27 protein-coding genes and 1 pseudogene are annotated in these 24088 nt (G+C 63.0%); 9 read left to right on the top strand and 19 right to left on the bottom strand.

The genetic code is table 11. The features are described 5' to 3' along the window. Positions 1 to 84: 84 nt before the first annotated feature. From CXY75_RS20455 to phnD, 7 genes are all read right to left on the bottom strand, one after another. On the bottom strand, positions 85 to 873 hold the full coding sequence (locus tag CXY75_RS20455; protein WP_233201772.1) for a hypothetical protein: 789 nt from the start codon (positions 871 to 873) through the stop codon (positions 85 to 87). A gap of 575 nt (positions 874 to 1448) precedes the next feature. Then, entirely contained in the window at positions 1449 to 1862 is a 414-nt protein-coding gene (locus CXY75_RS06410; protein WP_104082025.1) for a hypothetical protein, read from the bottom strand. Positions 1863 to 2399: 537 nt separating this feature from the next. Next, positions 2400 to 3032 (bottom strand): TetR/AcrR family transcriptional regulator, encoded by a 633-nt coding sequence (locus tag CXY75_RS06405; protein WP_104081997.1) that lies wholly within the window; start codon positions 3030 to 3032, stop codon positions 2400 to 2402. Next, entirely contained in the window at positions 3029 to 3805 is a 777-nt protein-coding gene (locus CXY75_RS06400; protein ID WP_104081996.1) for a tyrosine-protein phosphatase, read from the bottom strand. Before CXY75_RS06400 ends, CXY75_RS06405 begins: the two co-directional genes overlap by 4 nt. Next, positions 3805 to 4653: a phosphonate ABC transporter, permease protein PhnE gene (gene phnE, locus CXY75_RS06395; protein ID WP_233201771.1), complete on the bottom strand. Its 849-nt coding sequence runs from the start codon at positions 4651 to 4653 to the stop codon at positions 3805 to 3807. Before phnE ends, CXY75_RS06400 begins: the two co-directional genes overlap by 1 nt. Further along, positions 4646 to 5461, bottom strand: a complete 816-nt coding sequence (locus CXY75_RS06390; protein WP_233201770.1) for a phosphonate ABC transporter ATP-binding protein — start codon at positions 5459 to 5461, stop codon at positions 4646 to 4648. The genes phnE and CXY75_RS06390 overlap by 8 nt, the downstream gene beginning before the upstream one ends. A gap of 5 nt (positions 5462 to 5466) precedes the next feature. Further along, positions 5467 to 6372: a phosphate/phosphite/phosphonate ABC transporter substrate-binding protein gene (phnD, locus tag CXY75_RS06385; protein ID WP_104081994.1), complete on the bottom strand. Its 906-nt coding sequence runs from the start codon at positions 6370 to 6372 to the stop codon at positions 5467 to 5469. Between the two features lie 192 nt (positions 6373 to 6564). On the opposite strand from phnD, the gene CXY75_RS19775 reads away from it, so the two are divergent. Next, positions 6565 to 6741: a hypothetical protein gene (locus CXY75_RS19775; RefSeq protein ID WP_158251140.1), complete on the top strand. Its 177-nt coding sequence runs from the start codon at positions 6565 to 6567 to the stop codon at positions 6739 to 6741. Between the two features lie 252 nt (positions 6742 to 6993). On the opposite strand, the gene CXY75_RS06380 is transcribed toward CXY75_RS19775, so the two are convergent. After that, positions 6994 to 8649, bottom strand: a complete 1656-nt coding sequence (locus tag CXY75_RS06380; RefSeq protein WP_104081993.1) for an AarF/ABC1/UbiB kinase family protein — start codon at positions 8647 to 8649, stop codon at positions 6994 to 6996. A gap of 55 nt (positions 8650 to 8704) precedes the next feature. After that, complete coding sequence (locus CXY75_RS06375) at positions 8705 to 9253, bottom strand: PadR family transcriptional regulator (protein WP_104081992.1); 549 nt, start codon at positions 9251 to 9253, stop codon at positions 8705 to 8707. Between the two features lie 171 nt (positions 9254 to 9424). Here CXY75_RS06375 and CXY75_RS06370 point away from each other — a divergent pair, with 171 nt between their 5' ends. Both CXY75_RS06370 and CXY75_RS06365 read left to right on the top strand, forming a co-directional pair. Beyond that, positions 9425 to 9751 carry a hypothetical protein gene (locus CXY75_RS06370; RefSeq protein ID WP_104081991.1) on the top strand — a complete coding sequence of 109 codons (327 nt, stop codon included), beginning with the start codon at positions 9425 to 9427 and terminating at the stop codon, positions 9749 to 9751. Positions 9752 to 9760: 9 nt separating this feature from the next. Continuing rightward, complete coding sequence (locus tag CXY75_RS06365) at positions 9761 to 10135, top strand: YccF domain-containing protein (protein ID WP_104081990.1); 375 nt, start codon at positions 9761 to 9763, stop codon at positions 10133 to 10135. 12 nt (positions 10136 to 10147) lie between these two features. On the opposite strand, the gene CXY75_RS20065 is transcribed toward CXY75_RS06365, so the two are convergent. Continuing rightward, positions 10148 to 10603: a hypothetical protein gene (locus CXY75_RS20065; RefSeq protein WP_199182388.1), complete on the bottom strand. Its 456-nt coding sequence runs from the start codon at positions 10601 to 10603 to the stop codon at positions 10148 to 10150. A gap of 17 nt (positions 10604 to 10620) precedes the next feature. Between CXY75_RS20065 and CXY75_RS06355 the strand changes: the two genes are divergently transcribed. Beyond that, positions 10621 to 10935 (top strand): type II toxin-antitoxin system PemK/MazF family toxin, encoded by a 315-nt coding sequence (locus CXY75_RS06355; protein WP_104081989.1) that lies wholly within the window; start codon positions 10621 to 10623, stop codon positions 10933 to 10935. A 179-nt stretch (positions 10936 to 11114) separates the two neighbouring features. Here CXY75_RS06355 and CXY75_RS20450 read toward each other — a convergent pair whose 3' ends face one another. Further along, a complete protein-coding gene (locus CXY75_RS20450) occupies positions 11115 to 11351 on the bottom strand; it encodes a DUF3253 domain-containing protein (RefSeq protein ID WP_233201774.1) in 237 nt (78 codons plus the stop codon). 33 nt (positions 11352 to 11384) lie between these two features. Further along, positions 11385 to 11525, bottom strand: a pseudogene (locus CXY75_RS20445) (DUF2256 domain-containing protein); the annotation flags it as partial. A 31-nt stretch (positions 11526 to 11556) separates the two neighbouring features. Between CXY75_RS20445 and CXY75_RS19770 the strand changes: the two are divergent. Further along, on the top strand, positions 11557 to 11712 hold the full coding sequence (locus CXY75_RS19770; protein ID WP_158251139.1) for a hypothetical protein: 156 nt from the start codon (positions 11557 to 11559) through the stop codon (positions 11710 to 11712). A gap of 44 nt (positions 11713 to 11756) precedes the next feature. Here CXY75_RS19770 and CXY75_RS19765 read toward each other — a convergent pair whose 3' ends face one another. The 3 genes from CXY75_RS19765 to CXY75_RS06335 all read right to left on the bottom strand — a co-directional run bounded on the left by CXY75_RS19765 (position 11757) and on the right by CXY75_RS06335 (position 16472). Continuing rightward, complete coding sequence (locus CXY75_RS19765) at positions 11757 to 12092, bottom strand: hypothetical protein (protein ID WP_158251138.1); 336 nt, start codon at positions 12090 to 12092, stop codon at positions 11757 to 11759. A gap of 225 nt (positions 12093 to 12317) precedes the next feature. Beyond that, a complete protein-coding gene (locus CXY75_RS06340) occupies positions 12318 to 15443 on the bottom strand; it encodes a DUF3427 domain-containing protein (protein WP_104081986.1) in 3126 nt (1041 codons plus the stop codon). A gap of 234 nt (positions 15444 to 15677) precedes the next feature. After that, positions 15678 to 16472 carry a nuclease-related domain-containing protein gene (locus CXY75_RS06335; protein ID WP_158251137.1) on the bottom strand — a complete coding sequence of 265 codons (795 nt, stop codon included), beginning with the start codon at positions 16470 to 16472 and terminating at the stop codon, positions 15678 to 15680. Positions 16473 to 16553: 81 nt separating this feature from the next. On the opposite strand from CXY75_RS06335, the gene CXY75_RS06330 reads away from it, so the two are divergent. Then, the gene (locus CXY75_RS06330) at positions 16554 to 17207 is read left to right on the top strand and encodes a hypothetical protein (RefSeq protein ID WP_104081984.1); all 654 of its coding nucleotides are present in this window, start codon (positions 16554 to 16556) and stop codon (positions 17205 to 17207) included. A 117-nt stretch (positions 17208 to 17324) separates the two neighbouring features. Here the strand turns inward: CXY75_RS06330 and CXY75_RS06325 are convergent, their stop codons facing one another. From CXY75_RS06325 to CXY75_RS06315, 3 genes are all read right to left on the bottom strand, one after another. Continuing rightward, positions 17325 to 17915 (bottom strand): bifunctional (p)ppGpp synthetase/guanosine-3',5'-bis(diphosphate) 3'-pyrophosphohydrolase, encoded by a 591-nt coding sequence (locus CXY75_RS06325; protein ID WP_199182387.1) that lies wholly within the window; start codon positions 17913 to 17915, stop codon positions 17325 to 17327. A 26-nt stretch (positions 17916 to 17941) separates the two neighbouring features. After that, positions 17942 to 18487 carry a hypothetical protein gene (locus CXY75_RS06320; protein ID WP_104081983.1) on the bottom strand — a complete coding sequence of 182 codons (546 nt, stop codon included), beginning with the start codon at positions 18485 to 18487 and terminating at the stop codon, positions 17942 to 17944. Between the two features lie 357 nt (positions 18488 to 18844). Beyond that, positions 18845 to 19354 carry a hypothetical protein gene (locus CXY75_RS06315; RefSeq protein ID WP_104081982.1) on the bottom strand — a complete coding sequence of 170 codons (510 nt, stop codon included), beginning with the start codon at positions 19352 to 19354 and terminating at the stop codon, positions 18845 to 18847. 225 nt (positions 19355 to 19579) lie between these two features. Here CXY75_RS06315 and CXY75_RS06310 point away from each other — a divergent pair, with 225 nt between their 5' ends. The 3 genes from CXY75_RS06310 to alr all read left to right on the top strand — a co-directional run bounded on the left by CXY75_RS06310 (position 19580) and on the right by alr (position 22646). Further along, entirely contained in the window at positions 19580 to 20674 is a 1095-nt protein-coding gene (locus tag CXY75_RS06310; RefSeq protein ID WP_104081981.1) for an ATP-binding protein, read from the top strand. Positions 20675 to 20794: 120 nt separating this feature from the next. Continuing rightward, positions 20795 to 21418 (top strand): LysE family transporter, encoded by a 624-nt coding sequence (locus CXY75_RS06305; protein WP_104081980.1) that lies wholly within the window; start codon positions 20795 to 20797, stop codon positions 21416 to 21418. Between the two features lie 58 nt (positions 21419 to 21476). After that, complete coding sequence (gene alr / locus CXY75_RS06300) at positions 21477 to 22646, top strand: alanine racemase (RefSeq protein WP_233201769.1); 1170 nt, start codon at positions 21477 to 21479, stop codon at positions 22644 to 22646. Positions 22647 to 22662: 16 nt separating this feature from the next. On the opposite strand, the gene CXY75_RS06295 is transcribed toward alr, so the two are convergent. Beyond that, positions 22663 to 23871: a CdaR family transcriptional regulator gene (locus CXY75_RS06295; protein ID WP_104081979.1), complete on the bottom strand. Its 1209-nt coding sequence runs from the start codon at positions 23869 to 23871 to the stop codon at positions 22663 to 22665. Positions 23872 to 24088 lie beyond the last annotated feature (217 nt).

Genomic DNA, 24088 nt, shown 5'->3' with positions numbered 1-24088 from the left:
CCCTGTCGCCGCAGAAGCTGCGGCGGCACGAAAGGACTGATGAGCGGCCCGATACTGGCTCGTGCTGGTGTCGGGCGCGGCCGGTCAGTACCAGCCGACGGACTGCGAGTGCGACCAAGCCGCACACGGCGTTCCATAGGAGGAGGCCTTGATATAGCCCAGGCCCCAGCTGATCTGCGTCGTGGCGTTGGTGGCCCAGTCGTTGCCGGCCGAAGCCATTTTGCTTCCCGGCAACGCCTGCGGAATCCCGGTCGCACCACTGCTGGAGTTCATGGCCGAATATGACCAGCCCGATTCCTTCTGCCACAGACGATCGAGGCAGCTGAACTGCTCCTCGCCCCAGCCATACTGCGAGGCGGCCAGTGAACGCGCCGTGGCGCGAGCGCCGTCGACGGTGTTGCCGCCCGCGAGAGACTCCAGTCGAGCGGCTTCGGCTGCTGCAGCCGCAGCGGCCGCCGCAGCAGCGGCCTCGGCAGCGACCCGGTCGACTCCGGCGGTGGCCGCAGCAACTGCGGCGGTCTGCGCCTTCGCCTGAGCCGTCAGCTCCTGGAGCTGATCGATGGGCATGATCTCGTAGCTGGCGAGCGAACTGGCTACCGAGGTGAGGGCGGAGGCATCCACTTTGCTCACACTGGCGGCAATGACCAGGTTGGCTTGCGCGAGGGCAGCGGATGCGCTGTCGCGACTGAGCGCATCGCCGCGCTCCGCGTAATAGTCGAGTTGTTCGATGTGGCGGCCGGTGCTCTCGGCGAGTGCGGTCGTGGCTGCGATGCTGCGTTGCTTGGCCTCGGCCGACTGGGCGGCAAATTCGTTGCCGGCGACGAGGCCGGTGATGACCAACACGGCACCGGCAGCGAAGGCGATCTGGTGCACGCGTTTTGGGGATTTGCGAGAGGTTTGCGGTTCTACGTGAGCACGGGGCGTTTTGGAGATTTTTTGGCGCATAACTTTCATCGAGAGCGAGGACCCGGAGCTAGGTACGCCGGCTCGCCCGGTTTCGGGCTCGCGCACTTCGGGTGGGCGCGGGCAAGATCGCTAGCTTGCACCTCCTTTTTGAACGAAACCTCACGGTTTTCTCCGAATGCACTGACTTTCCGTCAGGATCGCCCGGCCGTGGCATACTGTGCGCCCCGCAGGGTCTCTAATCGGGTTCCGAGACCCGGGCGAGCAAGCAGGGCCGGGCGTAGCTCCAGGCGATGCGCTCCTGTTCACGGCGCACGTTTCCCCCCGAGAGGATGCGCGCAAGCGCCACCTGCTCCCCCGCCGCGGGCCACTCGGTTTTCCGTCAGCCAGAAGACCAATAGAACGCAATCGGTCTCGAAGGCGTTCGGCCAATTTGGCATCCTCTGGAACCAAGTCCGTGTCTTGTTCCATGCCCCCAATTTAGAGACGAAGGATTTCCCGGGCAATGTGCAGTTCCGGTGAGACCATAGGGCGGCCTCCCGGCCCTACCGGGCAGCGCCATAAGGACGGCACGGCCCGCGGCCCTGAAGCAGGTCGACCCGGCGCTCGATCACGGTGCCGACCGGCCAGAATTCGGCGCAGCTAATGAGCTCATCGACAAACTCACTCACCGTGCTCATGCAACAGCACGGGCACCATCCGCGGGCATCGAAACTGGCCTCCATGGCATTTTCGTAGTCGGCGCGGGTGAGTTCGGGGAGATCTTTCACCAGTGCGGTTGTCGTTCCTCGATCGGACATCAACCCGCGAAAGGACCTGCCGCAGGGGCACTTTCCGTCCGGCCTGCGCCGGCTATCGGGACACGCGTCGAGCATCCAGACCAATTCGCCCTCGATACAGTTCGCGAAATCGCTTCGGCGAGCGCCCTGCGTTGCATTTGTAGCCACCAGCACGTGCATTTCCTTCTCCATATTCTCGGCACGAGTGTCTGTGAGTAGTTACTGACGACGTTAGAGGCACCCACCGACATTGCCGAATGGCACGCTGAAGGCAGGATGTAGTCGACTAATCGCACCGCACGTCCACCGCTGGCGATGCCGGGCTCGAGGCCGCTAAACTGCTGCAATTCGTGACAGCGGCAGAAAACTTCCGCGTGTTTACGGGCATCCGTTCGTGGCGCGTCACGAAGTGCCAGAGCTGTGCGCTGCCGGCGGCCAGCGGGACAAATCGGTCTACGGGTCGATAAGGTCGATGCCGAGACCGTGAAAGTCCTTGATATTTCTGGTGGCGAACGCCACGCCTGTGGACTGACAGATCGCAGCGATCATGCCGTCTTCCATGCTGAGCGGTGCCGATGGCTTCGCGCTGAAGGTCCGGACGGGTCTGTCCTGACCTCTACTCCTCTGGACAGACTGATTACTGAGATCATGCCGTCGCCCACCCTGTGCGGATGGTGGCTCGCGATGTTTGCCGGGCTTTCGTTCACGCGGCAGTCCTCAGACGGCGATGCCGCGCCAGACCATCGTGATGGCCTCACGCACGCGAAGCTGGCTCGCTGCGCTGCTCGAATCACCGCGCACGACCAACTGATAATAGAACGCCCCGGCGATGAGGTCGATAGCCACATCCACATTGGCATCGACGCGCACCAGTCCGGCCTCGATCCCCCGGCGCAGGGCTGCGGCAACTGGAATCCGACGACGCGATACGTGCGCGTTCCAGTAGATCCGCTGCAGGGCAGGATCTTCGAGCCCAAGCACCAGGCGTCGGCGAATCAGGCGTTCGAAATTGGTTGGATCGTTGTCGGGATAGCTTGTGTAGGTCGCAATCAGGTCGGCGAGTAGATCGCTGGTTTCAGTGACCACGATGGGGCTGCGCACCGAATCCAGCGCAGCCGCCACGATTTCTTCCCGGCTGCCCCAGCGGCGATATAACGCAGCGCGGCTGACGCCGCTGCGGTCGACGATGGCTGTGATCGAGGGGCTGCCACCAACCTTGTCGAGAAGCAATTCGACGGTGGCCGCGAGTACCAGTTCATCAAGGCTGGTGTCTCGCGGCCTCCCGGGGCGTCGATGAAATGCGGCACCCGGCGAAGCGTCCGACGAGACGGCGGCCACATCGCCAGTCACACGCCGTCGCCAGGCGACACAGTGCGTGCAACTAGATTCTGTTGCAACTCCGGCGTCAGTCCGGCCCCCGCGAGTATGGCGACCAACCCACCGTGGGACTGCTCGAGCACCTCTAACATGGTGCTCATCGACAGCACGTCTGCCCCGAGCAGGGCACCTCCGGTCGGTGCTGATCCAGCCGTGACGATGGCGCTCTGCCGAAAGAGAGGTTCGAACACGACCAACAGACGGGCCATGACCGCCGGCATGGCGGCATCCGTTTTGTGATAATCGTCGATGACGGCCGCCGGCGTGGCGCCGAGAACGGTCAGTACACTCGCGGCGAGAATACCCGTTCGGTCCTTGCCGGCGGCGCAATGGAAGACCGTAGCCCCGGCTGATTCAGCGATAATAGCGAGCGCCCGCACCAGTGTCGGTGCCTTGCTGAGTACGAGCAATGCGTACCATTCACCCACATCGACGGCCGTACTGCTGGCCGTCAGCGTTGCGCCCGGTGCGGCCAGATCGTCCGTGAGCGGTAGGTGGTGGTACTGCACGTCGAGCGTTCCCAGGGGGCCGCGCCCGGTGACGGATGCCTCCACCGGCGACCGCAAATCGATCACGGTGGTCAGCCCGGCGTGCACCAACCGATCGGCCTGCTCGTGCGTGACCGTGCTGACGTCGTCGCTGCGCCAGAGACGGCCCGGTCGCACGTGCCCACCAGTTACGGCGATGCCACCGAGATCACGAAGGTTGACCAATTCGCTAAGAGCTGGGGCCGAGGTAGCAGTCATTAGGTGATCTTCTTTCGAATGATGGCGCTGGTTCGGTCAATCACCGTGACGAGCACGATAATGCTGATGATGATCGCGAACAGGTGGCCGTAGTCGTACATGCGCATCGCGGTGGTCAGTTCCATCCCGATTCCCCCAGCCCCGACCAAGCCGAGAATAGTGGCCCCGCGCACGTTGCCTTCAAACAGGAGCAGGGTGTAGCTAACCAGGAGCGGCGCGGCTTGCGGAACAACACCGTAGGTGATGACCTGTCGCTTCGATGCGCCAGCAGAGCTGAGCGCCTCAACCGGCCCGGTTGAAACCGACTCCATGGCCTCGGCGTAGATCTTGCCGATCGACCCGATCGAGCCGACGATGAGTGCGAGGATCCCGGCGAACGGGCCGAGGCCAACAGCCGACACGAACATGAGCGCGAAAATAAGCTCGGGAATAGATCGCAGCACGTTGAGCACGAACCTGGTCGAGGTGTACAACCAGCGCGGTGCGATGGTGCTCGTGGCTCCGAAACTCACCAGCAGTGACAGCGCGGCGCCGATCAACGTACCGACGACGGCCATCTGCAGCGTTTCGGTGAGCAGTTCCACGATAATTGGAAATTTGTCGAAGGTGGCCGGCCACATTCGCACGAGAAAATCGCCCATGCGCGGGATCCCAGTGACGAAGCGTTCGAGGTTGAAGCCGGAGCCCGCAATGCTCCAGACGACGAGCACGATCACGACGATGAGTCCGATCAAGCCGGTCGCCCCGGGAACCTGCACGGTTCGCACGAGCCGGGAGCGGTCGGTGTCGCTGAGTTGAGGCTGAGTCGCCCCGGCCTCTGTTGGCCGCGGGGCTGTAAGCTTAGACACCGAATTCTCCATCTGTTCCATAAATATCCGTCACGCTGGACGAGGTGAGTCCGTTCGCGGGGCCGATGAACACCGTGCGCCCGGAATGCAAGCCCACAACCCGATCGGCATACTGCCGCGCCAAGGCGACCACGTGCAGGCTGACGATCACTGGGATGCGCTGCTCCACCGCGATTTCGCGCAGCAGGGTGAGCACCGAGCCGGCGAGGCGAGGATCGAGCGAGGCCACCGGTTCGTCGGCCAGAATCAGCCGCGGTTGCTGCATGAGCGCACGGGCAATCGCGACCCGCTGCTGCTCGCCACCGCTGAGGCTGCGAGTCTGCTGGCGCGCCTTGTGTTCCAGGCCCACCCGCTTGAGCAGTTGGAGGCCCTCGCTGCGCTGAATGGGGCTGAAGCCGCCGAGAAAGTTCACCGGTCCTGCCCGGTACAGCCCGCCGGTGAGTACGTTGGTGAGCGCGCTGAGATTGGGCACGAGGTTGAAGTGTTGAAAGACATAACCCACGTCGGCACGCAGCGCTCGCAGTGGGCGGCCCTTGAGCGTGAGCACGTCACGTCCGGCGACACTCAGGGTGTCGGCAGTGGCCGCCGTCATGCGAGTAAGTGATCTCATGAGCGTCGATTTGCCCGACCCGGAGTGCCCCAGTAGTGCGACCATTTCGCCGGGAGCCACGTCAAAGTCGACGCCGTCGAGGGCCACGGTGGTGCCATAGGTCACACGCAGATTGCGCACGGTCACAGTATCGACCGACGTCGGTACGCCCCGGCTCAGCGCTGCAGCACCGGTCGCGCTGGCAATTGGCGTGCTCACCACAGTCACCGCATGTCCTCGAGGTCGACGCCCACGTCGGAGGCGACCTGCAGGAGCGGGGCGTAGACATCCGCTCCCGGATTTACGATGTAATCGTTGCTGCCGCCGAAGAGTGCGAACGTTCCCTCGTCGGCCATTAGCGCCTCGGGCAGGTGATCGATGAGCTGCTGGCGGGTTTTCTCATCGAGATCGTTACGCACGACGATCGAGATTCCGATCGGAATCGGGTCGGTTTCGGCCACGATGCGCACCTCATCGGCGGTGTACATGCCGGCGTCGAGGAACATCGGGTACAGCTGACGAGCAGTGCAGGCCATGTCGACGGACCCGTTGAGCATGGCGAGAATAGCGGAATCGTGGCCGCCGGCGAAGGTGCTTCGGTAGTCTTCACCGTCGACTAGGCCGTTCTGGGCCAGCATCGACTTCGGCATGAAGTGCCCGGTCGTGGATCCCGGATCGACGAATGCGATCTGGTGGCCGGCAAAGTCGGAAATCTGCTCGATCTCACTGTCGGCCGGTACGAGGCAGACGGAGGCGGGCAGGGTCTCGGCTTCCCACACGATCAGCGGCGAGACGCTGCCGTTGGCAATGGCCAGCGCGGTGGAGAACTGGCTCATCAGGGCGACATCGACGAATCCGCTGCGTACAGCTTCCACGACGGCCATATAGTCCGCCGGGTTTTCGGTCTTCACGGAGCGACCAGTGGCGTCCGCAATCATCGCGGTCACGGCGTCGACCTGCAGCAGGGTGTCCGGGTCGTCCGTTCCCGGCGGCATGGCGAAGACGAGTTCGCCAGTTTCCGCCGTGGCTGCCGGAGTCTCGCCTGCTGCGGGCGCGCCGGCGCAGGCGGTGAGCAGCAAGACGGATGCAAGTGAGGTCGCCATTACGACGGCGCGGGTACCTCGTGACATGGGCTGGTCCTTTCAGAGGAAGAGTGGGTGCCTGAATAGAAGACCATCCGTCTCTGAATACGAATTACGAGAACGTGAGACTCGTAATGAACCGCAGATGAACACTTGGTGATGGCGGGTGACGGCCTGCACGTCATATCGGCCGAGTGCGCTTCACGGCAGGAATAACCCGCTCAGCGGCCCCGAATACTCGTGGCGGGTGTTGAAGCCTTCGTCTTTCTCTCGGCACCGCCGCGAGAAGCCGATGCCAGGCCGCCGCCTTCGACCACTCCCCCCACGGCAAGCTTCGACGACAATGTCCTGGCAGACGGCACCGCCCTGTACACGCAGCTCGCGCTCTCCCGAATGGCCGAATTGTCGGTGGTCTAACGCAGAACCGCTTGCTACCGGGTCCGTTGGCTGGCGCAGGAGTATGCATGTGGGCTGTCGGCGGACGCGCCTGTGGCTAATTCAGGAAAAACGACAGCTCGGCGAGCATCCTGCCTGGGAAACACTCAATTATCTGCCGCGTGAATTCGGGGTCGAGTGCCCCCGCCGCCCAAATTGCAGGTGTTATGCAACTGCCGGGTCGCCAAGCGAATGCCGGCCGGCCTCAGTGTCGAGGGACGCAGCGCGCGACGCTCAGACGCCGCGGCGACCCGCGAACAGGGCGTGCAGCAGGGGGGCGACCGACGCGACCATTAGTACGGTGCCGAGCACCGCGTCATCCGCTCGCAGCAGTACGCCGGCTATGAGGACGACGCCGAATAGGAGGGCCGAGACCACTTGCCGCATGGCGCGCTCAAGTCGGGCGACGCGCTTCTCAAGCGCGGGGCTGGTGCCCGCGATGGTGCCGTTTTCGACTCGGGTGATGAGCGCATCGATCCGTTTCGGCAGCCGAAAGGCTATGCCGGCGGTCTCCAGCGCCTGCTTCGCGAAGTCCTGCACCACGTTGCCGCTCTCGTCACGCAGCAACTGCGCCGCGTAGGGCTCGACGGAGTCCCAGAGGTTGAACGCGGGATTGAGCGAACTGGCCACCCCGGAGGTAAGGGACATCGCCCGAATGATGAGCAGGAAGTTCTCGGGTAGCTGGAACGGCAGCGAGCGCACGACGTCGCCAAATTGCACCGCGAAATCGCGAAACTCCCGCGGGTCGACCTCTCGCAGTTCTGCAAACCCCATGCCGCCAAAGCGGGCGAACAAGGTCGTCATCGCCCGTTCGAGCTCTGTCGTCTCCGCCGATGGCAGGAGCACACCGACGTCGTTCATTGCGCTGACGAGGCCGCGCCCATCACGCGAGGCGGCAGCGATCAGCATTTTGCGCAGTCCGGTGCGCGTGCTGGTACGGACTTCGCCCATCATTCCGAAGTCGATGAACGTTAGCTTCCAGCCGCGTTCGATATCAGCATCCGGGGTGACAAAGATGTTTCCGGGGTGCGGATCAGCGTGAAAGAAGCCCTGGGTGAACATTTGGTCGAACATGACCTCCGCGAAGAGCGGGGCCACCTGTGCTGGATCGATGCCCGCCTTGTGCAGGGCCCCAACGTCGGTGATCTTGATCGCCGTCACGTCTTCGAGGGTGAGCACCTTACGGGTGGTGCGCTCCCAGACGACGACGGGTACGCTGACCCGGTCGTCGTCGGGAAAGGCTGCCGCGAAGCGTTCCGAGCTAGCACCTTCGTGCAGGTAGTCGATCTCTTCGAGGCTGGTTTGGGCGAATTCCTCGACGAGCGCGGGCATGTCGACCCGGTTGGAGACGAGTTTCACATGGCTGAGCCACCCACCCACCTTGCGCAGGGCAGCCAGATCGACTTCGATAATCGCGTCGATGCCCGGGCGCTGCACCTTGATGATGACGTCGTCGAGCCCCGTGTCGGCAGCATCAAGCGCGGTCAGTCGGGCTCGGTGCGCCTGGCCGAGCGATGCCGCCGCCACCGGCGTCTCGTCGACCGACATGAAGGCTCGCTCGAGCGGCATGCCCAACTCCGCTTCGGCTGCTGCGCGAATAGCAGCAAAAGCCACGGGGGCAACCTCGTCTTGCAGCCCCTCGAGTTCTTTGGTGATCTCGGGCGGCAGCACGTCGAGGCGCGACGACATGAACTGCCCGACCTTGATCATGAGGCCACCGAGGTCGGCCGCCAGAATGTGAAAGCCCTTGGCGAAGCGTTGCATCCGTTTAGGACGTGTGCGCTCCGCGATTTTCACCAGCCCGATGCGGGGCAGAAACAACTCGAACCACCACGTTATGGCCAGGTACCAGCTGGCGAAACGCAGAATGCGGCGGTAGCGGGCGCGCATGTTTCCTGCGCCCGAGTTCGAATCGTAGCTACCTCGACGAGCCAGTGGCACCCCGTCAGTCCTGGGCGAGAATCGAGTAGAGCTTGCGACGTGCGTCGTCGAGCACCATGACGGCCTGCTTGACCTGCTCCGGCGAGCCGGTGCGACCAACCTGCGCCGCGGCCTGGGCAAGCTCGATCCCTGCTTTCGGCAGTGCCGCATGGCCATGACCGTGACCAGGAGTCGACGCCGTAGTTTCCCACGGCGCGCTCATGTCAGCGTCAGCGACAGCGGCGCGACCCTCATCGGTCAGGGAGTAGATCTTGCGACCGTTGGACTCCTCGGCGCTGATGAGACCCTCGTCGGCCAACAGCTGCAGGGTCGGGTAGACCGAGCCGGCGCTGGGTTTCCAGCTGCCGCCACTGCGCTCTTCGATTTCGTGAATAATCTGGTAGCCGTGCATCGACTGCTCAGCGAGCAGCGCGAGCACCGCCGTGCGCACCTCGCCGCGACCCGCGCGGGTTCCCGTTTGCTTCTCGAACCTCGAGCGGAACTGCTCCATCGCCTGCCAGATGCCGTCGATGTTGCCAGCGTTGAACCCGCTTGTTGGATATGAATTGCCCATGATTGCCTCCTGTAAGTATTGCGAACGATATACAGCGATAGCCCAACGATACCCAGCGATGCCTTCGAGCGACACACTTAAACCGATGCTCAGGGCTGGCTCCCAGACACTCTTAATTTTAGCAATCACCATCGACCAAGAGAAAGGCGTTCACGGGTCTAGCGTTGAATCATGGAACACATAACGCTGCCCCTCACGCACATCGCAGACATTCGGTCTGACGCCGCGGTTGAACCCGGTCGGCTCGGCCACAACACGGTTCTCTCCTCCCCCGGGGTGCGCGTGGTCGTGCTCACCTTCGAGGCCGGTTTCACGCTCAAAAAACACTCTGCGCCCAAGATTCTGCTCATGCAAGCCCTCGACGGACGCCTGCGCGTCACGGCCGGCGGGCAGGTCACCGACCTGGCGCCCGGCGCCCTGCTTCGACTCGAAGCCGACCTCGAGCACGAGGTCGAGGCGCTCGAGGAATCACGGCTGATGCTCACCCTGATCGGCTAGACAGCCACAATGAAGACCCTCCTCAACATCATCTGGCTCGTGCTCTCAGGCTTCTGGCTGTTCCTCGGCTACATGTTCGCGGCTCTCATCATGTGCATTCTCATCGTGACCATCCCCTGGGGAATCGCGGCGGCACGTATCGGCGTCTACGCGCTCTGGCCATTTGGCAAGACCGTGGTTGAGACGCCGAACGCCGGCGTCGCGTCTCTCCTCGGCAACGTCATCTGGGTGATTCTGGCCGGCTGGTGGATCGCCCTCGAGCACCTACTCTCGGGCATAGCGCTCTGCATCACCATCATCGGCATCCCGTTCGGCATCGCCAACTTCAAGCTGATCCCGGTCGCGCTCATGCCGCTCGGCAAACAGATCGTCGACACGCCGTAGCGCTTGTAGGGGTCAGACAGTCGGCACTGAGGCGCTGCGCGCGTGCGCGCGTGCCGCCATCCGCTTTGCGCGTGCACGTCGAAACAGAACGAGAAAGAGCACGAGCGCCGCGGCACCAATGCCGCTGGCGACCCACATGTACCAGGTCTGCCCGGCCACGGCGAAGAGCACTGCGCCAACCGTGACCACGAAAGCGAGAAAAGCTAGGGTGAGATAGCGATCGTCGGCCCTCGCAAACGGATTCCCCAGCTCAAGTGGCGGCTCGGCCACAGGCTCCCAAACCACGATGAAGAACGTGGCGACGGGCCCGAGAAACAGGGAAAGCACGAACCAGGTCCAGCGAGAACGGTTCTTCTGTTCGGCCAGGCCCGCATTGACGAGGGCCAGCACGAACCAGCCGCCGCCATTGAGCCACCAGCTGGTCTGTTGGGGAGCCTGGTTGACAATCTCGCTCACGAAGTTGTGCATGCGTCATGCTCCCACAGATGACGCGTGCCGACCCGCGCTATCTCACCGACCTGCGCGCCTGCGATCCCGCTACCGGATCGGTCGAGTTACATGCAGACATAAGGTATCCCCGAGTCGACATCTTGCAGTCTGACGATCTCATACTGCCGACTGTCTTGGTAGCCCCGACCTCGCGTTCCGCGCGCGCCAGCAGCTTTCGCCCGACAATTACGATCGGCGGCGAACGCACGCTCGTGCGCGTCGAGCAGACATCCGCTGTCGCGCCTGAACGCCTCGGCCAGCTCGTGGGCCATGTCAGCCGCACACGACTCGTTCAGTGCACAACCTGGTAGGTGACGGGTGTGACTCGTTGAGGATTAACCGAGCGGATGCTCCAGGCTCTGATTCACGCCGGCCACGTAGCCGTCCCCCGAGACCATCATGTCGCAGGTCACTGTCATGTCGATCTCTCCTGTCTGTATAGGCACCGCGATCTGACACCCAGATTCGGCGCACAGCAAGTGGTGGCCACTTATCGCAGCGTTCGCAACCGAATCGTACCCTTGGCGGTCGACGGATCGACTACGACTCCGCCCTGCGTGATCTGCAATTCGCCGCGGGCAACCATGCGGCGTGCGGCTCGGCGGGCCGGCTCCATCAGGTCGCGCCATTCCTCACCGCCGATGGCTCGCGCCGCGTCAGAGGGGCAGATCGTGCAATCGTGTGCCCGAGCCTGGAGCAGTGTGACGATGGTCGCTTCGAGCTGCAAGTCTGTCGCGTTGACACCATGTGACCGGCACGCCGCGGAGCAGTATTTTACCAAATCCCAGTTCTTGGCCCACTTCGCGCGCCACTCGATGCGCCGCCCACAGGAGGCGCACGTCTTATCCGCTCGGACAGCTGCAGCGTCAGCATCGGCGGGGTGTCGTTGACGGTGGGCCATGGTCTCTACTATGCCCGGGGGACCTACGATAATGAACACATATTTCCACCAGCACCACCTCGTCGTCGTCGAACAGTTGACTAAACCCGCCGGCAGCCTTGCGGGCCGCCCATTTGGTGCTGAATTCGGCGGTGATCCCGCCTTAAATCTGCAGGTGTTGCGCAAGCGCGACCGTGAAGCCGTTTAGCCGTTTAGCCGTTTAGCCGTTTAGCCGTTTAGCCGTTTAGCCGTTTAGCCCAGGCTCGCTCGGTGGGCCGCCGCATCAAACTCCGCGGTGCACTGCCGAAGTTGCAACGCCTTAAGCGACGCGGCGAAGGCTCGTTCAAACGCGGCAGCGTCCTTCGAGCGGATGCCGTAGAGCCGGCTCACCCACTCCCCCACGTGCACCTCGATCCGGCTCCAGAGCAGGCCGCGGGTGACGGCGAGAATCTCGACGTCCTCGACCGCGGTCACGATCGCGACGCCGCCCAGGGTGACCGTGAGCGTGTCGCCGTGGAGTGCGAGTTTCCAATCGCCAGAGCTGGTGAGGGCCTTGCCCCAGGCGGATGGCTGCCAAGTCGGCGGCATGCTGGCTGTCCCCTCGCTAGCTCGACGCGTTCGATCCAATTGCAAGACGCGGCTGAATGGACGTGCATTCCAACAATAATTATAAATGCGCGAGGCCGGCTTCAACCCCACACTCCGCAGTCCGCAGTCTAGTTGACACGAAGCCGGACCGCGGCCCTCGGACAGGGCTGATTCAGGGAGGCTCTGGAGAATCAGGGTGCCACGGCCTTGATGCCCGCAGGCCATTCATCGCGGGACGGCGCTGGCGCTCACGTAGACGTCGGCCGGCATTTCGCGCTGGAGGTCCCAGGTGATTGCGATCGGCTTCTCGCCCTCGTGCCGGTTGTAGTCGACGGGCCCGAGACAGGTGTAGGTGCCAATCAGGCCCTCGTCGTCTATGCCACCGTGGCGGGTGAAGAGCACCACGTTCGACCCGCCTGGTTTGCCGTTGATGTAGCGACTTCCGGTGGCGCTCTCCACGGTCGTCGAGTTCTGAGATTCCCAGTGGAACCGGGACGAGTTAAGCGCATAGTCGCGATACATCGTGTTCGGCGAGAAGTCCTTCTCGGACTTATGGAGCGTGACAAGGAGTGCATCCGTCGATGTGTCGGCGCACCACGCCACGCCTTCGCGGTGGCTGTCGACACGGCCGCCCGTCTCCAGGTTCGCGTAGCCGAGCGCCGCCAGAATCTCCTCGCGTCGATAGGATGCGTGGCTGAAGATCGGCACGTCCTCCAGCCCGTCGCCGAGGGCCCGCGGCACTCGCCGGGAGGCGTCGGCGCTGACGGCGACGATTTGTTGAATCTCCGAGCACACCGTTGGCGTGGCCCGAAGCTGCACCAATGCCGCTTCATAGGACGCGAATTTGTTGCCGTCGGGCCACAGGGTGAAGACGAGCATGCGCGCGTATCGCTGCTCCCGAGCCGATAGCTCAGCGTAGGCAGGGCACCCCGGCGTCGAGAGCCGAGTGTAGGCATCCGCTCGCTCGGGGTCATCGACGTGAACGAGGGCGGCCATCCGTTTAAGGAGTTGTTCCTCCCCGGCCGACCTAACAACATCGTCACCGGTGGGCCCGCTCAGACCGGCTTCTCGGGAGAGATCCGTCCAGGTCCACCGAGTGTAGATCTCGCGGATCCCCCGCGCGGCATCTTCCAGGTACTCCGCCAGCAAATATTCATGCGCAGTCGGACGGGTCGACGCGTGTGAACGGATGTCCGCGACGACGTCGCGCTTGAACTTGAGCTGGGAGCTGATGCCCTCCAGAACAACCTTGCGCGCGACCCGGTCTAGAACCAGCTGCGACCCCGACGGCAGAAACGGGAACCCCGCCGCGGCCTCGCGCTTGAGACGACTACGGCCAAAACCCGTCAACGCCCGATAGCGCGTATCGAGCCGGTATTCACGCCGATGCTGACCGATGTAGTCCAGCACGGTCAGCACGGCCTTGCCGTGCGCGCGCCGCAATCCACGTCCGAGCTGTTGCAGAAAAATTGTCGCGCTCTGGGTGGGGCGCAGCATCAGGATCGTGTCCACGACCGGTATGTCGAGGCCCTCGTTGAGTACGTCGACCGCGAAAATGCAGTTGATCTCGCCAATGCGCAGCCGGCGCAATGATTCTTCGCGTTCCGCTGACGGAGTCGCCCCGGTGACGAACGTCGATGTGATGTTCGCCTCGTTGAACATGCGTGACATGTACGCGGCGTGGGCTACCGATACGCAGAATCCGATTGCCCGCATCTGGTGGACATCCGTCACTTTGTCTGCCAAAGTCACCAGAATCTTGGCGGTTCGGGCATCATTGCCGGTGTAAACCGCGTCGAGGCCGGCGTCTGTGTAGCTTCCGCGCTTCCATTCAACGGAGGTGAGATCTACGTCGTCGGAGATACCGAAGTAGTGGAACGGCACCAGAATGTCCGCTTCGAGGGCGTCCCAGAGCCGGAGTTCGGCCGCAGCACGGCCAGCGAAGAAGTCGTTTTTGACGTCGATGCCATCGGCACGCTCCGGCGTTGCGGTGAGGCCGAGCAATTCTTTGGGCTGGAGGTGTTCCAGGAGTCGCCGGTAGGTCTTGGCCTCCGCGTGGTGGAACTCGTCGATGACGACGACATCGAAATGCTGCGGATCGATGTTCTCTACCCCGTAGGAGTTCAGGGACTGCACACTTGCGAAAACATGGCTCCACCGCTCCGGCTTGTCGCCGCCGACGAAGAGCTCGCCGAAAGTACCGTCCATGAGAATTTGGCGGAAAACCCGCTGGGATTGCTGAAGGATCTCCTTCCGGTGCGCGACGAACAAGATCTTTAGATTCGAACCATTGCTCCGGAGCAAATTCTGGTAGTCGAGCCCGGCGACGATTGTCTTGCCGGTGCCAGTTGCGGCGACGATCAGGTTTCGGTGGTGGCCGTGCACGTTGCGCTCGGCCTCGAGCGATTCCAGCATTGTCTGCTGGTACGGGTACGGTCGCACCTCGATGTTCGAAAGGTCGATGGAATCGTCACGGCCATAGTTCGCGCTGCGGCCGAGAGCTTTGTCGAGGCGTTCGGAATCGCGGTCCGGGTCGTAATTCTCGAACGACGGATCGTTCCAATAGCTATCAAACGTGGCCGAGAATTTGTGGATGAGCGCCGGCGTGCTGATTTGCGACAGTCGCACGTTCCACTCCAGGCCATCCACGAGGGCCGAGTGGGAGAGGTTGGAACTACCGACGTAGGCCGTGTTGAAGCCCGACTTTCTGCGAAAGAGCCAGGCCTTGGCGTGCAAGCGTGTTGACTGGGTCTCATAGTTGACCTGCACTTCGGCGCCAAACTTGGCTACGAGTTTGTCGAGCGCCTTGCGTTCGGTCGCGCCGACATAGGTCGTCGTGATGACGCGGAACGGAATCTTGCGTTCGTGAAGTTCGATGAGAGCGTCTTCCAGAACACGGATGCCATGCCAGCGCACGAAAGCACAGAGCAGGTCCACTTCATCCGCGCTCGCCAGCTCTGCCCGTAATTCAGCCCCCAGGCTGGGCTCGTCCCGCGCATTCGTGAGAAGCGCTGAATCGCTGAGTGCCGTTGACGGGCGCACGATCGCCTTTGCGTCGCCGCCGGGGGCGCTCAGCTGCAGGAGCTGGCGAAGTTCTCCTGGCGCGAAGGACTCATCGGACTGAAGCTCGGAGAGCACGCGGTTGACAAGCGCAACGCGATCGTCGGGGTTGATGCCGGTCAGCGCGCGGCGCGCGGCATGGGCGATGAAGCGCGCCAGGAACTCGGGTGCTTCCGCGTCGACGATCTTGTCGGTCGTCTTTGTTGCAGTCTCGGAGCGCACATCGAGTTTGCCCGTCAGGGAACCGGTGATGAGCGACTCGTAGAGCCCGAAGGGCATCGGCCCAGTCATTGGGTAATCTTCCGAAGACCCGCGAGGTCGTCCTGTGCAGGCCCATGGTCGCAGCTCGTTCGCGTACGCTCACGTCTCATGTTGGCAATCCCCCACGTACTTCTTCAGCCTGGTACTTCTGCCTACGACCATAGCAACGACCAAGCTTTGGCCTTGGGTTCACACATTCATGTTGTGGAAACGCGACGTTGTCACGGCTCCACTGCTGGACTCAAATTTCACCTCTTTTGAGCATTACAGAGTTTCAAAAAAGCTCTTTGCTAAGGCCTCTAGTCCGGGGAGACCAACGAATACCACAAGTGCAGTCAACATTGCGATTGTGAGCAGCTTCCAGATGATGCGCCGCACGCGCGCAGTTCTCACCTCGCCGTCGAGCTCGGCGAATTGCGCCATCAGGTTTGGGATGGGTGGCGACGTGGGCGCCGACCAGGTGGCTGGCGAATCGACGACCGCAGCGAGCGTGACGAGATCGGGTTCGGCTAGCGCCACCGGTCGTTTCAGCAGCCAACGCCGCAAATAGTTCGCGTCCAAGACCTGCACGTCGTCGGGCCTCTTCTTGATCGTGATCGACGCGGGGCTGACCAGCGTGAGCACTGCCTGCGCGGGCGGGAGCTGTGGCATCCGTTCTCGGAGCATTTTCGTGACGCGGGTGGCCTCGAATGTGGAGTTGTGAAGGTAGGGCTGCTTCTGGCCGTTGACCAACAATGAACGTTGGCCGACCCAAATCTTCTTGCCTCGGTGGTGCTTGGTGTTGATCGTGAAGATTCCACCCGGGCCGAGCACGAGGTGGTCGATGTCGGCGCCGGCGGTGCCAATAGGGAGAGCGTGGAAGACGCGCCATTCGGGCGGGAAGCGGCTGAGATTCTTACCGACCTCGATCTCGCCCTGGGCGCCGAGATACCAGGCGACGCTGTCGGCCGCCAGCGGGGAGTATCCCCAGAACCGAGCGAAACTCGAGCGCGGCGGCACGGCTCGCTGCTGGCGAAGCAACTCCTCGATGACCGATTGGGCGGCGATCCGCTCATGCATGCCTGGTGCGTGTGGTGTCATACGTCCCTCGATGATTTCGATTCAATCTAGCGGGAGCGGGGTCACCACTAGGCTCCGAAGATGGGAGATGCAATTCAGTGGTTGGTTCCGCCGGTGCGGAAAGCACTCACGGGCAGGATGAGGTTTCTTGGGCTGCGTAGGGCAAGGGTGAAGGATTTCTGGCAGTTTGCTCTTGGGGATCTGCGCATGAATAATGCCCGCGGATACCTTGCCGAGTATCTCGTGGGCACTGCGCTTGCAATCAGAGATCTGAAACGCATTGAATGGGATGCGTATGACCTGCTGTTTGGCGAAATTACGATTGAGGTGAAGTCGTCTGCCTACCTGCAGCTGTGGGAGCAGGAAGAGCTGAGCACTCTGAGATTCGGCGGGCTGCGGGGAACTCGGTCAGATCTCCGAGCACCGAAGGGAGGCCGCGATCCTCTCGGGCCGCGACTAAACGCCATGGTCTATGTCTTCTGCGTGCAGACCGCGACCTCGCACGATGCTTACGACCAGTTGGACGTTTCCCAATGGAAGTTCTATGTAGTGTCTCGCAGCGATCTCGCAGCGATCAAAGTGAAGAGCCGTGGAATCGCGCGCGTACAAGAGTTGTCGGGCGGCGCGACTGCCTGGGGCGACCTGAAGACGGTCGTAACGGTTGCAGCAGCGGGCCAGGCCCGCGATGACGATGGGGATTGGTGGAGCCCGGAGGCCGAGCAGCGGCGGCCATGATGAAGATTCGCGCGATGTCGCTTAGGAGGTCTCCAATGAGAATCTAAGTCACTCTCTTGCCGAACGGCGCCAGCAGGTGGTCGCTGAAACGCTGTCGGTCGAGGAGGAAATGGCTACTTACGTTCGGGCACCACGCACGTCTGCTATACGCCCATCGAATCGTGGTTTTCTGTGCCCCGCGAGGATTTGCGCAAGCGTCGTCCCCAAAAACACGGCCAACTTCGCGTACTTCTCCGTCAGCCGTGCCTGCGCCTCACCAGACAGCCCAGCTTGCCGCACGGGGTCGGCGTTGTGCGAGATATCGGCCAGCTTCACGATCAGCGCGAGCGGGTTGGCCGCTACCCGGGCCATCAACTCAGCGAGCGGCCCGCCCTTGCGCTTGGTGACGGCATCCATCGCCCTGACGACGTGTTCCTCGAAGCCGGGCGTGCGCAGGTAGTCGAGCGTCACCGCTGTGTCTTCCACGACGTCGTGGAAGACTGCCACGATCTTCTCGTCGTTGGTGCTTACCCGGCGCATCACCTCGAGCGGGTGGCGAATGTAATCGACGCCCGCCTTGTCGCGCTGGCCGGCGTGCGCTGCACGGGCCAGGTTGATTGCGACGTCAAGCATCGAGGCTTCCGGCCTCGAGAGCCGATACTCGGCAACGGATGCCCGTACGTCGACGAGGTCGACGTACTTTGGAGCGGGCAGTTCGGGGTTCGTCATTGTGGTGCTCCTTGGTTCAAATGTCATCACGGCATGTAAGGGCCCAAGACCTGGACCGTGGTGATGGTGAGGTTGCGGTGAGTGTTTCCGTAGGCCGGCATCAGCTCGGTCGCGCCCATCACCGTGTGGATCACGCCGGCGTCATCGAAGATGGCGATCGGCTCGAGGTTGCGCAGCAGCGCCCAGAACGGCTGAAAGAAGTGGATGGTGCGGCCGGTCGCGGCGATCTGGGCATCCGCTTTTTCGGCGTAGTCGTCGCGGGCCTTAAGAGCCGACGGGAACGGTAGAAAGTAGGGGCAGTCGGGGTCGTCGTAGGGGTTCATCGGCGCCGGCACCGCGTACCACTCGTACCGGTCGTCGACCTCGATGCGCTTGACGGTCTCGTGCGGGCTGACGGCCGCCATCATCTCGATCCAGCTGATGCTGTTCACGACACCGTTGACCAGAAACTTGCAGCCGCCCACGAGATCCCACTGGATGTTCATGCTGTCCTGCTCGTCGTGCGCCATCACCAGGCGGCCCTCGCCGGCAACCTCTCGGCCCGAGATGCGCAGGTGCGGGTGCCGCCGCACGAGTTCGCTTGCGAGCCACCAGATCTGCGCGGTGAGAAAACGGTCGGCCGGCGGGTTGCATTCCTCGTACCCGTCCCCTGCGCCCTCGTTGGTCGCGAAGTTATTTCCGGAATTGTTCGATGCCGCGTCGCTCAGGCCCCTGCCTCCTCATTGGTCACGCTCCCGGCCAGCCGTGTGACGACGTCGCGCAAAAAATTGCGCAGGCTTCGCGGTCAGAAGGCACGCATCAATTTTGGCGAGTGCCTGGTCGATCAGCACGCCCTAGAGAGGGCTGCGTGGCGTGCCGTGACCGATGGTGTGCGGGTCTGCGCCTTCGCGCAGTGCAGCAGCACCGTGTGCCCCTCGGCACGCAACGGCTTAGATAACTCCGGTAGTCGCGATGATCGCCCGCATTTCTGTCCACGCCGACTGCATCATCGTCGTGACATCCGTGCCGACCGCCAAGACCTTCCCAACCCGGACGGTGACGGAGTTCGTGTGCGCCTGGAACCGGCCATGCATTTTGACGACCGCCAGCGACCATTCCTTGGCCAGGGTGACGCGGTTGTCTGTGACGAGGACGAATAGACAAACGTCATAGCCATCGGATCGGATCGCCGAAAAGGTCTGCGACTGGCTGGTTGTCGGGACGACGTTCCGTACCTTCACCTGCACCCGGCGACCGTCACCCGCGAGTAGATCGTACGACTTTGCGGAGTTCTTCTCCAGCTTCCCCTCGTATGCGATCGAGGCTGCGTATTCGGCAAGGTCACCGACCGGGGCGTTCTTCGTGCGAATGAGACCGCGGTTGCGCAACTCGTCGAGGATTCTTGAATAGGTGTCAAGAAGTTCCCCGACGTTCATGGTGTGCAGGTCCAAGTTGGTCATTGTGAGATCTTGCCAGACACTCCCGACAGCCCTTGGTTCTCCGCGGAACAGCGGATGCCCCATGGCGATTCACCAGAGACGCAGGTGTCACCGGCATCCGTTTTGAAATGGGTGAGGGTTCTGGCGGCGCGTACTTAGGGCGAAAGCTCAGCCAGGCGTAGCCTTGGAAGATACACAAGACTCATCAGTTACATAAGATACACAGAGATACACAAGGAGCGTTCGATGCCAAACCCTTTTCGACCGTCAGCCGGTGCGACCCCGCCAGAGATCATCGGGCGGGCCGGTCTGCTTGACGAATTCGACTACGGACTGACCCTCGGCTCAGGCGCTCCCGGGCTACTCACCATCTTCACGGGCGCACGAGGCATCGGCAAGACCGTGATGCTCGGTGCCGCACACGACCGCGCGCGAGAACACGGGTGGGTGGTCATCGCGGAGACGGCGACTGCCGGGTTTATGGGGCGCATCGGGGAGAGCATGCGACTGCTCACCGAAGAGCTCGGCGACGGTCCCCAAGTGCGCCGAGTCACGGCGATTGCGGCCCTCGGATTCAGCGTCAGCACACAACTTCCACCGGAACGCCAGGTGGCGTGGCGCACGGTCGGCGAGGATCTACTTCGGATACTGGCCGCCCAGAACACTGGTCTGATTATCACCGTTGATGAGATCCACGCGGCCGACCGAACCGAACTCGCGCAGCTTGCGGCCAATATTCAGCATTTCATTCAGGATGGGCTGCCGATTGGGCTCGTATTCGCCGGACTCCCGGCGGCTGTATCCGATCTGCTCAACGAAGGCGTGGCGACGTTTCTGCGCAGGGCAGACAAGATTGATCTGCACGCGGCGGCCGAGCGCGACGTGGAGAAGTCGTTCACGGAAACGTTTGCGCAAGCGGGATTTGCCATCGAGCCCGCTCTAATTCACACGGCGGCTGAGGCTACGGGCGGCTACCCATTTCTGATTCAGCTGGTGGGATACTTTCTCTGGCGAGAGGCCGAGAACAACAACGGTGAACTCAGGACGGACGCGGTCGAGAGGGCCATTCAAGCGGCTTCCAGCAGAAACTCGCGAACGGTCATTGAGGCCGCGCTAGCCACTATTTCTCCCAAGGACTTGGATTTTCTGAGCGCGATGGCCCTTGATGATGGCCCGTCGAGCGCCGGTGATATCGGCGTGCGCATGGGACGTCAACCCAACACCGTCGCCAATTATCGCGCACGGCTTCTGGCCGCTGGGCTCATCGAACCCGCGGGGTACGGCAAGGTGTCCTTCGCGATACCGGGTCTGCGGCAGCACCTGTTGAAGGGACCTCTCTGACCAGAAGCTGCCCATCGTGACGACCGCCTTCCGGGCTGACAGGCTACATCGAGTGGGACGGGAGGGCCAGTCTTGGTGACGCACGCCGCGGCATCCGTCGCACCCGCGCTACGCTAACGTGTGCAACTTTCCCTGTGGCTGGCCCTAGCGGGCGCCGGCGTGCTAATCAGCTTCACCCCCGGCGCAGGCGCGATCAACACCATGAACAACTCGCTCACCAGCGGGTTTCGGCGCTCGATCTGGGGAATTCTCGGACAGCAGGCCGCGCTCATCGTGCACATCATCGTTGTAGCGCTCGGTGTCGGGGTGCTCGTCTCCGGATCCCCCGTGCTCTTCAACGTCATTCGGTATGCCGGCGCCGCCTACCTGGTGTTTCTGGGCATCCGTCTGATTCTGCAAAAACCCAACCCGACCACGGACGCGACCACACCGCAAACCCGGGAGCCGGCCTGGTCGATGTTTCGCCGCGGCCTGTGGGTCAACCTGCTCAACCCCAAGGCGCTCGTCTTCTTTCTCGCGTTCATGCCGCAGTTCATTCGGCCGGAGCAGCCGCTGCTCCCCCAATACCTGGTGCTGACCGTCACCGTGGTACTGATCGACATCGTGGTGATGTGGCTGTTCTTCGCGGTTGCGGCGAGATCGTTCCAGCGCTTCACGAGCACCGCTCGCGGGCAGCTCATTCTCAACCGCACCTTCGGCATGCTCTTCATATCCGTTGCGCTGCTGCTGGCACTGGTGCACTGAGATCAAGCACCGTTTCTCTCGGCCGGCGCTGGCGCAACCGAGGGCTAGGCTGCAACGTGTGAAATCTGCAGCCCTCTCCCCCGCCACAGAACCGCTACCGGAGCGCGCGGCCGTGATCGACCTCGACGCGATCAGGCACAACGTTCGGCACCTCGTGAACCTCGTAGCCCCAGCCCGATTGATGGCAGTCGTCAAAGCGGATGCCTACGGTCACGGCGTCGCACCGGTCGCCCGCGCAGCGCTCGAGGCTGGAGCGGAGTGGCTCGGCGTGGCGCATATCTCGGAGGCGCTTGCCCTGCGCGCTGCGGCATTCCATGCGCCGATACTGGCCTGGCTGCACACCACGGACAGTGACTTTCACGCCGCCGTCGCCGCCGATATCGACCTCGGATGCTCCGGCTGGGAGCTGCCGCTCATCGTTGCGGCCGCGCAGCAACTGCGAAAAACCGCACGCATTCATCTCAAGATCGACTCCGGTCTGGGCCGAAACGGCAGCACCGCCCAGGATTGGGGCGACCTCGTAGCCCGCGCCCGGCAGGCCGAGATAGCCGGATACGTGACCGTCGTGGGCATCTTCTCGCACCTCGCGGTGGCCGATGAGCCCTCCCGCATTGAGACTGACACTCAGATTGTGGCATTTACTATGGCCAGTGCGCAGGCACACGCAGCGGGACTCAGCCCGGCGCTGCGGCACCTCGCCAACAGCGCCGGCGCGCTCTCCCGCCCCGACACGCACTTCGATCTGGTGCGCGCCGGTCTCGCCATCTACGGACTCTCGCCGTTCGCCGACAAGACCTCGGCCAACCTCGGGCTGCGACCGGCGATGACGCTGCGCACGCTCGTGTCTATGTGCAAAGACGTACCCGCCGAGCACGGCGTCTCATACGGGCTGAATTACCGAACCGCGGCGCCAACGACGCTTGGGCTCATTCCGTTGGGCTATGCCGACGGTATTCCGCGCATCGCCACGGGAGGTCCGGTGCGGGTGAACGGCGTCACCTATCCCGTGGTCGGACGCATCGCCATGGACCAGATGGTTATCGACCTCGGCGAAGCCGCACTCGTGGCCTCCGGCGCGTCGGTGATTGGTGTCGAAGCGGTGCTGTTCGGCCCCGGCGACGACGGCGAAGCATCCGTTGACGAGTGGGCGGCGGCGGCCGGCACCATCAACTATGAGGTGGTCACCCGCATCAGCCCGCGCGTTCCCCGCGTCTACCGCAACGCTTAAATACAGCGGAACCGCGCTACAGCCGAGGCCGGCCGGCCCAGCGTTCGGCTTTGAGTGCCAAATGCAGTTCGAGGCGTGCCTGCCCGCCGAGCGGGTCGACGCCCAAGAGAGAACGGATACGTCCCAGCCGGTTGTAAATGCTGGTTCGGTGCAAGTGCAGGTGCTCGGCAACCTCGGCCACTGACCCGTCCTTGTCGTACAGCATCTCGAGCACGGGCAGCAGTTCCCCATTGCGGTCGAGTTCGCGGAGCTCACAGAAGAGCGCTGACTCAGACGAGGAGACGTCCCGACCGGCAACGGCCAAAAATTGGTAGACCCCAATAGCGCGAAACGATACGAGCCTGCCCAGCTGGGCATCCACCGTGGCTGCCTGCAGGGCGCTCCGCGCCTCGGAGTACGCGCCGGGCAGCCACCGCAGGTCAGAAAAGGGCTCGCTCAGCCCGAGCAGAACCGGCGCCACCACCTGCCCGCCGCGGCGAGAGACCTCAAGCTCGAAGCGCCGTCGAACCTCGGACAGGTCGAAGCCGTCAATCGCGTCGTGGAGCAACAAAACAGCATGCGTTTCAGTGCCGGCTGAGAACAATACGGTGTTGATGCCAAGCGTGGCATGAAGTGCAGAGAGGCGGTACAGCAGACTGCTTTCGGCGGGGTCGCGCTCGGCGTTGTCGCCACGCTCGAGCAGCGCGGCCAGACGCCACGGTCCTCGTCCATGCACGCCAGGCCACCCGTCGACCGCGAAAGCGGCCGCGCGGTCGCCCAAGCACGCCGCGACAAACTGCGCCTCGCCGGTACGACGGCCGTCGGAATCCGCACTGGTTCGGTTGAGCAGCATCTCCGCGAGGGCGTCCAACTCGGGGCGGATGACCCGCAGCTCTTTTACGATAGCGTCGGGCTCGAGCTCGTCGTCGAGCTGCAGCACCCACAGATAGCCCACTCGAAATCCACGCGCCAGCAGTGGCACGCACACCCGGCCCAACATTCCGAGGTCGGCGTTGGCCGGAACCGGAACCGGTTTTACCGCCCGAGCAATGCCGTGGCTCAGCTGCCAGGCGCTCACATCGGGCGGAACCAACTTGCTCAGCAAAAAATTCGTGCGCACTCTGTCAGCCGTGAATTGATGCGCGCTGTACGCGAGCAGCCCGCCATCGAGGTCTTCCAGTGAGAGAGCGCGACCAAGTTTCGCAGCGATGATGACCACCGCCTGGTCGATATCGGCCGCTGTCATAGGCCCAATCCTACGGAGCCGCGTGAACGTTAGGCGACAATCGACGCGCCTCGACGCTACAAATGTCGAATTCACGTTGCGGTGACTGTTGAATTCACCCCACCTCGGCTTCGGTGTCGAAAGTGAAAAATGCCCGAAAACGCCGGAAAACTGGTGGTTCTGGCCCCGCGCGACGTGCGACGGCCCAGCTCACGGCATCCGTTGTCGGCAGAGTCTC

It is taken from the genome of Cryobacterium sp. Y11 (assembly GCF_002929535.1).
GTDB lineage: Bacteria > Actinomycetota > Actinomycetes > Actinomycetales > Microbacteriaceae > Cryobacterium.
This window is presented reverse-complemented; position numbering and strand designations above follow the sequence as displayed.

What these genes read in the sequence shown, in the direction of transcription:
- CXY75_RS20065 (WP_199182388.1), bottom strand. Translation starts at nt 10,603, where the DNA reads ATGCACAACTTCGTGAGCGAGATTGTCAACCAGGCTCCCCAACAGACC.
- CXY75_RS06375 (WP_104081992.1), bottom strand. Translation starts at nt 9,253, where the DNA reads ATGGGCAATTCATATCCAACAAGCGGGTTCAACGCTGGCAACATCGAC.
- CXY75_RS06365 (WP_104081990.1), top strand. Translation starts at nt 9,761, where the DNA reads ATGAAGACCCTCCTCAACATCATCTGGCTCGTGCTCTCAGGCTTCTGG.
- phnD (WP_104081994.1), bottom strand. Translation starts at nt 6,372, where the DNA reads ATGTCACGAGGTACCCGCGCCGTCGTAATGGCGACCTCACTTGCATCC.
- CXY75_RS06295 (WP_104081979.1), bottom strand. Translation starts at nt 23,871, where the DNA reads ATGACAGCGGCCGATATCGACCAGGCGGTGGTCATCATCGCTGCGAAA.
- CXY75_RS19765 (WP_158251138.1), bottom strand. Translation starts at nt 12,092, where the DNA reads ATGCCGCCGACTTGGCAGCCATCCGCCTGGGGCAAGGCCCTCACCAGC.
- CXY75_RS06335 (WP_158251137.1), bottom strand. Translation starts at nt 16,472, where the DNA reads ATGCATGAGCGGATCGCCGCCCAATCGGTCATCGAGGAGTTGCTTCGC.
- CXY75_RS06380 (WP_104081993.1), bottom strand. Translation starts at nt 8,649, where the DNA reads ATGCGCGCCCGCTACCGCCGCATTCTGCGTTTCGCCAGCTGGTACCTG.
- CXY75_RS06355 (WP_104081989.1), top strand. Translation starts at nt 10,621, where the DNA reads ATGACGCGTGCCGACCCGCGCTATCTCACCGACCTGCGCGCCTGCGAT.
- CXY75_RS06315 (WP_104081982.1), bottom strand. Translation starts at nt 19,354, where the DNA reads ATGACCAACTTGGACCTGCACACCATGAACGTCGGGGAACTTCTTGAC.
- CXY75_RS06340 (WP_104081986.1), bottom strand. Translation starts at nt 15,443, where the DNA reads ATGACTGGGCCGATGCCCTTCGGGCTCTACGAGTCGCTCATCACCGGT.
- CXY75_RS06310 (WP_104081981.1), top strand. Translation starts at nt 19,580, where the DNA reads ATGCCAAACCCTTTTCGACCGTCAGCCGGTGCGACCCCGCCAGAGATC.
- CXY75_RS19770 (WP_158251139.1), top strand. Translation starts at nt 11,557, where the DNA reads ATGAACACATATTTCCACCAGCACCACCTCGTCGTCGTCGAACAGTTG.
- CXY75_RS06325 (WP_199182387.1), bottom strand. Translation starts at nt 17,915, where the DNA reads ATGACGAACCCCGAACTGCCCGCTCCAAAGTACGTCGACCTCGTCGAC.
- CXY75_RS06410 (WP_104082025.1), bottom strand. Translation starts at nt 1,862, where the DNA reads ATGCACGTGCTGGTGGCTACAAATGCAACGCAGGGCGCTCGCCGAAGC.
- CXY75_RS06370 (WP_104081991.1), top strand. Translation starts at nt 9,425, where the DNA reads ATGGAACACATAACGCTGCCCCTCACGCACATCGCAGACATTCGGTCT.
- CXY75_RS06400 (WP_104081996.1), bottom strand. Translation starts at nt 3,805, where the DNA reads ATGACTGCTACCTCGGCCCCAGCTCTTAGCGAATTGGTCAACCTTCGT.
- CXY75_RS06330 (WP_104081984.1), top strand. Translation starts at nt 16,554, where the DNA reads ATGGGAGATGCAATTCAGTGGTTGGTTCCGCCGGTGCGGAAAGCACTC.